At 68.5% G+C, this 12388-nt stretch carries 5 protein-coding genes and 2 pseudogenes; 1 reads left to right on the top strand and 6 read right to left on the bottom strand.

Features of this window, described 5'->3' with window-relative positions; translation table 11 throughout:
* Positions 1–76: 76 nt before the first annotated feature.
* From ACFV7R_RS31300 to ACFV7R_RS31285, 4 genes and pseudogenes are all read right to left on the bottom strand, one after another.
* The gene (locus tag ACFV7R_RS31300) at positions 77–1828 is read right to left on the bottom strand and encodes a BCCT family transporter (protein ID WP_385269453.1); all 1752 of its coding nucleotides are present in this window, start codon (positions 1826–1828) and stop codon (positions 77–79) included.
* A 265-nt stretch (positions 1829–2093) separates the two neighbouring features.
* A pseudogene (locus ACFV7R_RS31295) lies at positions 2094–2787 on the bottom strand (chorismate-binding protein).
* Between the two features lie 34 nt (positions 2788–2821).
* A complete protein-coding gene (locus ACFV7R_RS31290) occupies positions 2822–5137 on the bottom strand; it encodes an FdhF/YdeP family oxidoreductase (RefSeq protein WP_385269451.1) in 2316 nt (771 codons plus the stop codon).
* A 729-nt stretch (positions 5138–5866) separates the two neighbouring features.
* Positions 5867–7036 carry a PucR family transcriptional regulator gene (locus tag ACFV7R_RS31285; RefSeq protein ID WP_385269705.1) on the bottom strand — a complete coding sequence of 390 codons (1170 nt, stop codon included), beginning with the start codon at positions 7034–7036 and terminating at the stop codon, positions 5867–5869.
* A gap of 164 nt (positions 7037–7200) precedes the next feature.
* Between ACFV7R_RS31285 and ACFV7R_RS31280 the strand changes: the two genes are divergently transcribed.
* Positions 7201–8724, top strand: a complete 1524-nt coding sequence (locus ACFV7R_RS31280; RefSeq protein ID WP_385269449.1) for a long-chain fatty acid--CoA ligase — start codon at positions 7201–7203, stop codon at positions 8722–8724.
* Positions 8725–8984: 260 nt separating this feature from the next.
* On the opposite strand, the gene ACFV7R_RS31275 is transcribed toward ACFV7R_RS31280, so the two are convergent.
* Together ACFV7R_RS31275 and ACFV7R_RS31270 are read right to left on the bottom strand one after the other, a co-directional pair.
* A complete protein-coding gene (locus tag ACFV7R_RS31275) occupies positions 8985–10523 on the bottom strand; it encodes a ricin-type beta-trefoil lectin domain protein (RefSeq protein ID WP_385269447.1) in 1539 nt (512 codons plus the stop codon).
* Between the two features lie 512 nt (positions 10524–11035).
* A pseudogene (locus tag ACFV7R_RS31270) lies at positions 11036–11131 on the bottom strand (carbohydrate ABC transporter permease); the annotation flags it as partial.
* Between the last annotated feature and the right edge of the window lie 1257 nt (positions 11132–12388).

Raw genomic sequence — 12388 nt, 5'->3', positions numbered from 1 at the left:
AACAGCGCGAACGCCCGGCGAGGTCATGGCCGCACATGTCGGTTCCACGACCCCCCGGGCAAGGGTTCCTCCGGCCTCAGCGGGCGGAGGAGGATGTGGACCCCCTGGGCTGCTCGGGCTCCCTGGACTCCGTGCCGTTGGTGGACGTGGCGGGTCCGATGCGGAGCTCGAAGTCGCCGTCGTACTTCTCATGGCCGGCGATGACGGCCGTTTCGATGGCTTCCTTGCATTCCCGCCCACGGATGATGAGCGGGTCGTGCCGCAGGTCGCGGGTGAGGGCGACACACAGCCCGACCATCACCACGGTGAAGGGGGCCGCCGCGAGAATGGTGAGGTTCTGCAGTCCGGTGAGCGCGTCACCCTTGCCGCCTCCGATGAGCAGCATGATCGCCGCGACCGCACCGGTCAGCACACCCCAGAACACCACCATGGCCCGGGTCGGCTCCAGGGATCCGCGCTGCGAGAGCGCCCCCATCACGATCGAGGCGGCGTCGGCGCCGGACACGAAGAAGATCCCGACGAGGATCATCACCACAATGCTCGTCACCGTGGCGATCGGGTACTGCTGGAGCACGTCGAAGAGCTGTCCCTGGGCTGTCGCGGCGTCGCTGAGGCGGCCTTCGTCCTGCAGGTGCATCGCCGAGCCGCCGAGGATCGCGAACCACAGCAGGCTGACGGTGCTGGGTACCAGGATGACCCCGCCCACGAACTGCCGGATGGTCCGGCCGCGGCTGATGCGCGCGATGAACATGCCGACGAACGGCGTCCAGGAGATCCACCAGGCCCAGTAGAAGACCGTCCAGCCGGCCAGCCAGTCGGCGACTCCCTCACCGCTCGATGCCTCGGTACGTCCTGCCATCTGGGTCAGGTCGCCGAGGAAGGCGCCGATGGAGGTGGGCAGCAGGTCAAGGATGAAGATGGTCGGCCCGACGACGAACACGAAGACCGCCAGCGTCACCGCCAGCACCATGTTGATGTTGGACAGCCACTGGATGCCCTTGGCGATCCCGGACACCGCCGAGGCGACGAATGCCGCGGTCAGCACCGCGATCACGGCGACCAGCAGGCCGGTGCCGACAGATCCCATCCATCCCAGTCCGGTGATGCCGCTGCCGATCTGCAGGGCGCCGAGTCCCAGAGAGGCCGCAGAGCCGAAGAGGGTGGCGAAAATGGCGAGGATGTCGATGACCCTGCCGCCCCAGCCGTTCGCCCGCTTCTCGCCGATCAGCGGGGTGAACACGGCGCTGATCAGCTGCCGGCGTCCGCGCCGGAAGGTGCTGTAGGCGATGGCAAGGCCGACGACCGCGTACATCGCCCACGGGTGGAGCGTCCAGTGGAAGAGGGTGGTGGCCATGGCGGTCTCCATGGCCTGGGCGGCGTCGGCCGGGTCGGTGCCCGGCGGTGGCGTGGTGAAGTGGGACAGCGGTTCACTCACGCCGTAGAACATCAGGCCGATGCCCATGCCCGCGCTGAACATCATGGCGATCCAGGAGACGGTGCGGAACTCGGGCTGCTCGCCCTCCCCGCCCAGGGTGATCCGCCCGTAACGACTCATCGCCAGCCAGAGGGCGAAGACGACGAAGCCCGAGGCGGCGAGGACGAATGCCCAGCCGCCGTTTCGGATGGTCCCGTCCAGCAGCTTCCCGGACACGCTCTCCAGCGTGTCGGTCGCCGTGGCTCCCCACACGACGAAGGCGAGGGTGAGGACCGCGGCGACGCCGAAGACGACAAGGTCGGTCCGGGGACCGACGGATGCCGGCGGGCTTCCCGGCAGATCCGCCCCGCCGGGATGGCTTCGGCTCCCGTTCCTTTCGCGGGTTTTGTTCATCAGCTCGTCCTTTCCGCAGACGGCGGTGCACTCTCTGTCGCGGACGACGGATGCGCGACCGAGCAAGAGGGGAATTCGTCGGTGATTCCGCCGTGCCCCATGGACACACCGGATCGGGTGGGAGATCGGCGAGGGAAGGGGGGTGGAGCGGCCACCATCCGGACACTGTTGCGAATAATGCATGATTATTCACTATGAGCAACAACAATCTGACGCCTCAGAGAGGCTGTCAAGGGGCACGTCGAGGAGAGTTGCCCGACCGCGGTCAACCGGTCAGCTGGTACGCAGCCGACGCCACCCCGAGCAGCCGGCGCGCCTTCAGCTCCGTCTCGGCCCACTCGCGCTCGGCATGAGAGGCCCGGGTGATCCCGGCCCCCGTCCCGAAGCGCAGTAACGGGCCGCCGGGAGCGGTGCGGTCGATCCAGAACGTACGGATACCGACCGCGAGTTCACCCGTGCCGTGGTGGACTTGGGGGGCGCCCGTGACCGACCGGCTGGGAAGGTTCCGGCCAGCAGCTCCGGCCATCCGGCGCCCTCGGCGAGCTCGCCGCGCACGGTGGACACCAGGTGCACCAAGCGGGGTGTTCCTCGACCGCGCACAGCTCGGGAACGGTCACGGAGCCGGTGGCGCAGACGCGTCCCAGATCGTTGCGGACCAGGTCCACGATCATGACGTTCTCGGCGTGGTCCTTTTCGAGGAGGTCCGCGGCGGTCCGGCCGGTGCCCTTGACGGGGCCGGACTCCACCGTACGGCCGTCGCGGCGGAGGAAGAGCTCGGGCGAGGCCGCACCGGGCTCGGCGGCGGGCACGGGTGCACGGCGTACGTCCCCGAAGCGCGCGCGGACCAGGCGCCCCTCGAAGTCGGCGACCACGGCCCAGAAACCGGTGGAGTCCAGGGCAGCGGGATCACTGGTCACGTCCCGGAGGCCGGTGGCGACGAGGCCGCCGAAGCGGGCCAGAGGGGCGAGTGGTGCTCGGCTCTGCTCATCGAGGTCAAGCACTCGCGTCCGCTCCGGCGAAGACCGGTTCCAACCGAACGACGATCGACTTCGACGTGGGGGTGTTGCTGGTGGCTGCGGTGGAGTCCAGGGGTACCAGGACGTTGGTCTCGGGGAAGTAAGCGGCGCAGCATCCGCGGGGCGTCGGGTACGGCACCGCCCGGAAGGCCGGCGCCCTCCGCTCCACGCCGTCCCCGTACTCACTGACGATGTCGACGAGGTCCCCATCGGCCAGACCTCGCTCGGTGAGGTCGTCGGGGTGCAGGAAGAGGACCCGGCGGCCCTGGTGGATGCCGCGGTAGCGGTCGTCCAGGCCGTAGATGGTGGTGTTGTACTGGTCGTGGGAGCGGAGCGTCTGCAGCAGCAGCCGGCCCGGCGGGACGTGGGGGCTCTCCAGCAGGTTGACGGTGAAGTTGGCCAGGCCGGTGGCGGTGGTGAACCGGCGCTCGTCGCGGGGCGGGTGGGGCAGGGCGAAGCCGCCCGGCTGCCGTACCCGGGCGTTGAAGTCCTCGAAGCCGGGGATCACGCGTTCGATGCGGTCGCGGATGCGGTCGTAATCCGACTCGAAGTCGTCCCACGGCACCTGCGGGCCTGCTTCTCCAAGGGCGGCCCGTGCCATCCGACAGATGATCGCGACCTCGCTCAGCAGGTGCTCGGACGCGGGGGCCAGCCGCCCCTGCGAGAGGTGCACCATGCCCATGGAGTCCTCCACCGTGACCAGTTGGGGGCCGGTCGGCCGCAGGTCGGCCTCGGTTCGGCCGAGACACGGGAGGATGAGCGCCTGCTCCCCGGCGATGACATGTGATCGATTGAGCTTGGTCGAGATCTGCACGGTGAGGCGGCAACTGCGCAACGCCTGCTCGGTCAGCTCGGTGTCGGGGGCCGCGGCGACGAAGTTGCCGCCCAGCGCGACGAAGACCCGTACGTCACCGTCGCGCATGGCGCGGATGCTGTCGACCGCGTCGTGCCCGTGGTGCCGCGGGGGTGTGAAGGCGAACTCGGCGCCAAGCCTGTCCAGGAACGCGTCGTCCGGCTTCTCGTAGATGCCCATCGTCCGGTCGCCCTGCACGTTGGAATGGCCGCGTACCGGGCAGAGGCCGCCGCCCGGGCGGCCGATGTTGCCGCTCAGCAGAAGGAAGTTGACGACGTCTCGGATGGTGGGTACCGAGTGGCGGTGCTGGGTGAGTCCCATCGCCCAGCAGACGACGATCTTCTCGGCGGCCAGCACCTGGCGGAACGCGGCCCGGATCTCTTCCTCGGGCAGGCCCGTGGCTTTCAGGATGTCGTCCCACGACGCCTTGCGGGCGTGCTCGGCGAATTCCTGGAAACCATGCGTGTACTGGTCGATGAAAGACGTGTCCAGGCAGGTGCCGGGTGCTTCGTCCTCCGCCTCCAGCAGCATGCGGTTGAAGGCCTGGAACAGCGCCTGGTCTCCGCCCAGCCTGATCTGCAGGAACTGGTCCGCCAACCGGGTGCCGCCACCGACGATGCCGGAGGGGCGCTGGGGGTTCTTGAACCGGAGCAGCCCGGCCTCGGGGAGGGGGTTGACCGCGATGACGCGAGCGCCCCGACGCTTGGCCTGTTCCAGTGCGGAGAGCATGCGGGGGTGGTTGGTGCCGGGGTTCTGGCCGACGACGAGGATGAGGTCGGCCTCGTAGAGGTCGTCCAGGCTGACGCTGCCCTTGCCGATGCCGATGGTCTCCGTCAGGGCCGAACCGCTGGACTCGTGGCACATGTTGGAGCAGTCCGGCAGGTTGTTGGTGCCGAGCATCCGGACGAAGAGCTGATAGACGAACGCGGCCTCGTTGCTCGCCCGTCCGGAGGTGTAGAAGGCGGCCTGGTCCGGGTGATCGAGTGCGGCGAGTTCGCGGGCGATCACGGCGAACGCGTCGTCCCAGGAGATCGGTCGGTAGCGGTCGCTGTCGGCCGGGCGGTACATGGGGTGGGTGAGGCGTCCCTGCTGCCCGAGCCAGTAGTCGGTGCGGGGCAAGAGATCCTCGAGGGTGTGCTCGGCGAAGAAATCCGGGGTGACCCGGCGGAGGGTGGCCTCCTCGGCCACGGCCTTGGCCCCGTTCTCGCAGAACTCCGCTCGGTGCCGGTGTTCCGGCTCGGGCCAGGCGCAACCGGGGCAGTCGAAGCCCTCTTTCTGGTTGACCTGGAGGAGAGCGAGCATGCTGCGGCGGGCCCCCATCTGCTCGCCGGCGTGCCGGAGCGAGGAGGTGACCGCTGGGATGCCGGCGGCGTACTCCTTCGGGGGGCCGACCCGCAGACGGGCGTCGCCGGGATCCTCAGCAGGTGCCTTGCGAGTCATCTGAAGCGCTACTCCGCGGTGTAGGGGAATCAGAGCCATTCCATCGCCGGGCATCGCGGCCCGCCGTAAGGGGAGCCGCCACCGGAGACCAGATCGGTTGCGAATTGCACAACAGTATCGTCATACGCAACGCGTCTAAGGAAGCCCGACTTGCGACCTCCTGTCAAGGCCGCTGCTCTGCCGATTCGAGGCCGGGCCCGGCCTGCGCGGTGACTCGCAATCTCCCCGACAGCTGCGGATCAGTCGTCGGACGAGGAGGCAAGGGCCGGTCTGCTGCGCCCCCGAAAGGGTTACGGCGAAAGGCGGCCGACCAGCGAAGGTGCCGGTCGATCCCCCTTCCTCGCACAGCCGGGACAGGCGCCCGCGCCAAGGACACGGGATGCTGGACGAGAAGCGACCCGGCGAGGACGGCCAGGTACACCTGGCCCGCGCCTCATGCGTCGAATGATGCCGCCACCGCTCCGGACTGACGGTGATCTTGGCGCCAAGTACCCCTGTTTTGTGCCAACTAAAGATCGTGATCGCAGCATGTGACCAGGATCGCTAGTTGGCACCAGGCAACGTTCATGACCTGTGCTGATACCAACCAGGTGTAGCGACTGAAGGTACGGAATCAGAGAGATAGTTGGCACTTTGGTACAGCGCAGGTCGCAAGGTGTACCAACGCTGGCGCGGCCCGAGGCACTGAGCATCACGACACGCCGTGTGCGGCAGCAGTACGCAGCCGAGTTACTGAATGACGTCACCGAACGACGCGCTCGCCCGGCGTGCCGCCAGGAGCGCGACGCGGATGTCCGCCGCCGCCCGTGGATCGGACAGCGAGCGGGCCGTGAGCTCCTCGACGCGCCGCAGCCGGTAGCGGACGGTGTTGGGGTGGACGAACAGGCTGCGCGCCGCGTCCATGGCGGAGCCTGCGGCGGCGAACCAGTGCTCCATGGTCTCCAGGAGCCGGGCACGCTCGGCGGCCGGGAGATCGAGCAGGGGCTGGAGGACCACCTCCACCAGGTGCGCCGCCTCGGCTGGGGCCGCGGAGACGACCATCGCCAGTGGGTCGTCGTCGAAGCGCGCGACGCCGGGGCCGGTGCCCGGGAGGCCGGCCAGAGCAAGACGGGCGAAGCGCAGAGCCCGGGGGGTGTCCTGCAGCGAGTGGAAGCACGGGCTGATGCCTACGCGGGCGCCCGCGCGGCGCAGGATGCGCAGGAAGGTGCCCTCCGCGGTCGCGGTGGGCAGGGCGGCCAGACCGATCTGCTGGTCGGGCAGCAGCCGCCAGGCGAAGTGGACCTGGGCCTGACGCAGCGCCGCTTCCGTCCCCGCCAGCGGCTCCTCGCCGGGGGCGTCGGCGGCAGCCGCTGCGACCACGTAGGGCCCGCGGTCGGGCAGTCCCAGCTCGCGGGCGGCCTCCCACAGCGTGCGGTCGGCGATGACGCCGGTGAACAGCGCCTCCACCAGGGCCGAGCGGCGGGCCTGACGCCGCAAGGTCAGTTCGGCGGTGGTCTCCCGGTAGGCCGCCGCCACCGCCTCCGCGTAGCGGCCGAACAGGGCCCAGATCTCCGCCGACTGGGAGACCAACTGGGCGTCGGTGACCTCGGGATGGGTGCGTGCCTCGGCGAGGATGTCCGTCCACAGGAGCTCGAAGCCGATCCGGTACGCGTGCAGGGTGTCCGCCAGCGGCACGCCCTGCTCGGCGCGCAGGCGGCCGGTCTCCCGGGCCGGGCTCGGGTCCTGTGCGCCCGCGCGGCCGAGCTGGTCCAGGAGCAGGTCCGCGTTGGCGGTGCACGAGCGGCGCAGCGAGTCGAAGGGGATCAGCGCCTCGTCCTTGTAGGCGTCGACGTCCGAGCGGATGCGCTGCGCCATCCGCTCGCCCAGTTCCGGCAGCCTCGCATGCAGCGCCGAGACCACCCCTGAGAGGTTCATTCCCGCAGCGTAACGCCCCTGTTTTGTTCTCGGGAACAATCCGGGAGGCCAGACGCTGTCGTACCGCACATAGGCCGTCGCCACGGACATCTGCACGATGTCGTCAGCGTGAACAGCGGATTTCGACGGCGACGTTCGTGGAGGCGGTCATGGCCAATCTGGCTCAGTTCCTGGTGGAGACGGCACGGCGGCAGCCGGAACGCCCCGCACTGCGACTGGGGGGCCAGGTCACCAGCTACGCGGAGCTCGACGAGCGCAGCGCCCGCGCCGCCGCGCTGCTGCGGGCCGAGGGCGTACGACCGGGAGACCGGGTCGCTCTGATGCTGCCCAACGTGCCTGAGTTCGTCGTCCTGTACTACGGCGTGCTGCGCGCCGGGGCGGTCGTCGTACCGATGAACCCGCTGCTGAAGACCCGGGAGACCGAGTACCACCTGCGCGACTCCGGCGCGGTGCTGCTCTTCGAGTGGCACCAGGCGCCGGGCGAGGGCGCGCAGGGCGCGGCCGCCGCCGGAGTGCGGCACATGGCCGTCGAGCCCGCAGCCTTCGCGGGCCTGCTGGCCGGTCACGAGCCGCTGGCGGAGGTGAGCGAGCCGGACGGTGAGGACGTGGCCGTGCTGCTGTACACCTCGGGCACCACCGGCCGTCCCAAGGGCGCCACGCTCACCCACACCGGGTTGCGGCACAACACCGAGGTCAACGCGGTGCATGTGCAGCAGATGACGGCGGAGGACGTGGTGGTGGGCTGTCTGCCGCTGTTCCACATCTTCGGCCAGATCTGCACGATGAGCGTGACCGTCCGCGCCGGTGCCTCGCTCACCCTGATCCCCCGCTTCGACCCGCAGACCGTCCTGGACGCCATCGCCCGCGACCGGGCGACGATCTTCGAGGGAGTGCCGACCATGTACGCGGCGCTGCTCCAGCACCCGTCGCAGGCCGACGTGTCCACGCTGCGGATGTGCGTCTCCGGCGGGGCCTCGCTGCCGGTGGAGATCCTGCACGGTTTCGAGCGTCGCTTCGGCTGCGTGGTGCTGGAGGGCTTCGGCATGTCCGAGACCAGTCCGGTGGTCACCTTCAACCACCCCGACCGGCCGCGCAAGGCCGGGTCCGTCGGCACCCCGATCAAGGACGTGGAGGTGCGGCTCCTCGACGACAAGGGCCAGGACGTGGCGCCCGGCGAGGTCGGCGAACTGGCCGTCCGCGGCCCGAACGTGATGAAGGGTTACTGGAACCGGCCGGAGGAGACGGCGGCCACCATCCCGGACGGCTGGCTGCGCAGCGGCGACCTCGCGCGCCAGGACGAGGACGGCTACCTCTACATCGTCGACCGCAAGAAGGACATGATCATCCGCGGCGGCTACAACGTCTACCCGCGCGAGATCGAGGAGGTCCTCCACGAGCACCCGGCCGTTGCGCTGGCCGCGGTGGTGGGCGTGGCCGACGCACATCTGGGCGAGGAGATCGCGGCCGCGGTGGTGCTGCGCCCGAAGGCGCAGGTCACGCCCGACGAGCTCCAGCAGTTCGTCAAGGAGCGCGTGGCGGCGTACAAGTACCCGCGCCAGGTGTGGCTCGTGGACACACTGCCCACGGGCCCCAGCGGCAAGATCCTTAAAAGGGAGATCACCGCGCCGACCCACCGGACGGGCTCTGTCACTTTGACCGACCCGGTGGGATGATCTTCTGGTTGATCAAGGTGGGAGGGGAGGGCAGCTCCCGGCTGCCCTTGAGGGACGTCGACACGTTCTTGCTCTGGGGCCATACGACCGGCTCGCTCGCACTCCCCCGCGTGCCGGGATGACTTGTAGCGCAGCAGCAATTCGTAGGACACACCGTGGGCGAATGAATCAGGGTGGTGCTCAGGGGCGCCCCGAGGAAGGCCGGTCGCGGCTCTCGGCGTCCGCGACCGGCCTACGGGCGTGCCCCGTGGGGATTTCCGCTAGCTGGTCTTCCACTTCTGGTTGTCGCCGCCCCAGCAGGACCAGAGCTGGACCTTGGAGGTGGCCAGGTCCTTGTCCAGACACAGACCGGACTTCACTGAGCGGATCGTGCCGTCGGAGTAGAACATCCACTTCTGGTTGTTCTGCCCGTTGCAGTCGTAGGTGCCGACCTCGGTGGCGTTGCTCGTGCCTTCACGGTAGGCGTCCAGGCACTTCGTGCCGCCATAGACGGTGAGCTGTCCGGAGGGCGTCAGGGTCCATTGCTGGTTGGCGCCGCCCGAGCACTGGTCATAGACCTGAACCTGGACGTTGTCGTGGCTGACATAGGGGACGTCGAGGCAGCCGTTGCCGTCGGCGTTGCGCAGGATGCTCGTGTGTGAGCCGGGATCGGCACCCCAGGCACGCTTGACGGCGTCGATACCGCTGATGTTGCGGATGCCCAGCGTCAGGTTGGCACCGCTGCCCTCGAGGTCGAAGAGCGAGTAGTAGTCGTGGTCGGGGTACTCCTGGTACTTGCCGCCGATGGCCGGCCAGTAGACCGCGCCCATGCCGAGTTCGTGGACGGTGTCGGTGTCGGCGCGCAGGTACCGCACGAAGTTGTCGGTGCTGTTGGCGTCGTTGTAGTCCTTGCCGGCGTCTGCCCCTGCGCCGCCCATCGGTGCGCCGAACTCGTCCAGGATGGTGCGCTTGGCACAGGTGCCGACCTTGCTCTTGAAGTCGGTGACCCACTCGCCATAGGTCCTCGCCGGCTTACCGAAGGCGTAGTGGTGCAGCGAGAGGTAGGTCCCGTCGAGGCGGGAGTCGGCGCACACGCTCGTGACGTAGTCGTTGTAGCCGGGTCCGCTCACGATGATCCGGTTCCTGGGGACCGACGGGTGGTCGGCGATCCACTTGGCGGCGATGTCCGCCCACTCGGTGGCACTGTGTCCATGGGGCTCGTTGAACGGCTCGAAGTAGACCAGGCCGTTGGACCCGTACCTGTCCGTCACGGCCTTCCACATCGACTTGAACGCATCCGCGTCGACGACCTTGCCGTTCCAGCCGGGCCCGTCCGGCTTCCCGTCGTTGTTCCTGTCCTCGCCGTCCCCTTCCCAGTAGGAGAGGATGACCTTGAAGCCCTTGGCTGTCGCGGCATCGATGGCGCCGGCGTACCTGTCGCCCCACGTCGTGCCCGGGACGGAGTGGCTGTTGATCGGCAGCCGTACGGTGTTGGCGCCGAGCGTGCTCCGGAACCCGCTGAGGATGGCGTTGGCCTTGACCTTGACGGCCTCGTAGCTGTCGGCTTCGTTCAGCCCCTCGGGGACAACGGCGCCGTAGGTGAAGTTGTCCCCCACTCTGGCCCAGTTCACGCCTTGGAACTGGCCGGCGTCCAGCGTGGGCTCTTCGGCGGCGGCCGGTGATGCCCCTGACACGGCACTGATCAACACGGTGATCAGCCCGGCCAGCAGACCAGCTGCCGCGCGGCGCAGGGAGCGGGTACCCGCGAGAGGGGGTGCGGTGGGGTGAGGGCTGGGTCGGGTGCGCTGGTAGTTGAGCATGTCGTGTCCCTTCTGTGCTTGCGACTCTGTACATACGGCTCTGTGCCGGCCGCCGATCGAAGTGGCGCGGACGGGCGCCGAGGCCGAGGGTCGACTTCGTTCGAGCCGTGGCAGCTGTCGGCTCAAGGTGAGTCCGCTGGAGTCGGCTTCGCCTGTGGTGCCCGCGTGGTGTGAAGTGGCGGAGACGCCGGTGTCCGAGTTGGCAGGCTGATCACGCAAATGTCGCAGAGACTGCGGAAGGTCCTTCATCAGCCCGGCCTCGGGCTCCTTCTTCGCTGTCTCCAGGAGTCGAGCCAGCAAGGCTTCGCCTGCCGAGCGGCCCATCTCATGGACTTGTTCGGACGGCGCCACGCGCGCCGCCGCTGCCTTGCGGCGTAGTCGTCCGCCACTCGCGGATGGGTGGATCGGTGCTGGGTACCGGAGGCAGGAGCGCGCAGCGAACAACTCCTGCCTCCGGCAGACTTGTGTGTTCGGTCCTCAACGGCTCGGACCGGCCTCTGACAACCGCTGAGTCAGCCCTTGTTGGCGCCGAGCGTCAGGCCGCTGACGAACTGCCGCTGGAGCACGAAGTAGACGATCAGCGTGGGGATCGCGGGCGCCCAGCCCCCGCGACAGCGCGCGGCGGTCGGGGCCGGGAGAGGAAAGACCGGAGGAAGAAAGTTGCATGACGACTCCTGGGGCAGAGCAGCGGGCCCTTGGGGTGCAGCCCACGAGGACACAACTTCAATCAGAAGCAAACGAGACCAAACGGCGCGCCCATGAGATCCGTTCGGCCTGCCGAACGTCAAGAGTCGTGCATCCGATTCTTCTGACCCTTATGAAAACCGGTGAGCTGGAGAAATCGCTTTCCCTGGGCGGTCATTGATGGATTTCCGCAGGCCGGGAGTGATGGGCACGCCTCCATGGCGTGAATCCGCCTGCCGGCACTCGCAGTCGCAGGGGCCGTCGAGCGACAGGGCGTCACAGGCGCGACTCCCGCACGCAGCTCCGAGAGATTGGAAGAGGCTTCCCCTAACCCCTTGCAGAAGCCCTGTGGAACTCCTAAGTTTCCGGGCGCAGCACCGTTGGAGCCATCTCAAGTCGAGCCGTAAGCGCGGCAGCCGAACATCGGGCAGGGGTGTCAGCATGTCGGCGACGAAGAACCGGGAACGCCAATCACCCCCAAAACCGCCGCGAACCCGACCCACGGGCAACAACCTCGACAAGACTCGCACTCAGCCCTGCGAGCCAAGGAGGCGTCCGACTGCCGCAGCACGCACCCGACCTCGATGCTGCCTACCGGCCGCCCTGGAACGTTGCCGATCCACAGAAGAAGACGCGGGCAGTGAATGGACACGCTCCGAGCGGATCCGGGCAGCATCCTTGCCCCCGCCTCGGCTGAAGATCCCCTCTGCCTGCAGAAATACGCAAGTCGACACGGGCTCAACCGGCTCGGAACGCATGACGCACTCGTCTGGTCACGCGACTGAGAATGCCTGTAGAAAATCTACATAAAACCGAACCTACCGGGCTCCGTCACCACCCAGCCGGAGCAGGAACTCGTGAGGGAGCCCACAAGCGGGTCGATAAGTGGCGCACGGACGTCGAGGGAGTTATCGTCAGACGGTAGAACGACCGGTCTTCCTACCCTCTGGGGGCGGTCGCTCGGACTTCCTAGCCGGGCTGCCCCCAGGCCGGGACATGCCAGTAGGTCGCCGGTGCACGTCGAAGAGAGATCAAGAGTTCCGTGAAACCAATCCGCGCCCCGGCCCGGCCGGGGCCCCGCACAGGGCCGCTGCTTCACGCGGTCCCGACGGGGTCAGCCTCCCGACCGGATCAGCCGGGCCGCGTCCAGCAGGGTCTTGTGGGCGGCCGTCGAGTCGTCC

Source organism: Streptomyces sp. NPDC059866, from assembly GCF_042731325.1.
GTDB classification, from domain to species: domain Bacteria; phylum Actinomycetota; class Actinomycetes; order Streptomycetales; family Streptomycetaceae; genus Streptomyces; species Streptomyces flavusporus.
Note: the sequence above shows the minus strand (reverse complement) of the source record. Positions and strands in the feature narration are given on the sequence as shown.

Excerpts from the sequence above, each read along its gene's own strand:
- ACFV7R_RS31290 (WP_385269451.1), bottom strand. The coding sequence starts at position 5,137 with ATGACTCGCAAGGCACCTGCTGAGGATCCCGGCGACGCCCGTCTGCGG.
- ACFV7R_RS31300 (WP_385269453.1), bottom strand. The coding sequence starts at position 1,828 with ATGAACAAAACCCGCGAAAGGAACGGGAGCCGAAGCCATCCCGGCGGG.
- ACFV7R_RS31280 (WP_385269449.1), top strand. The coding sequence starts at position 7,201 with ATGGCCAATCTGGCTCAGTTCCTGGTGGAGACGGCACGGCGGCAGCCG.
- ACFV7R_RS31275 (WP_385269447.1), bottom strand. The coding sequence starts at position 10,523 with ATGCTCAACTACCAGCGCACCCGACCCAGCCCTCACCCCACCGCACCC.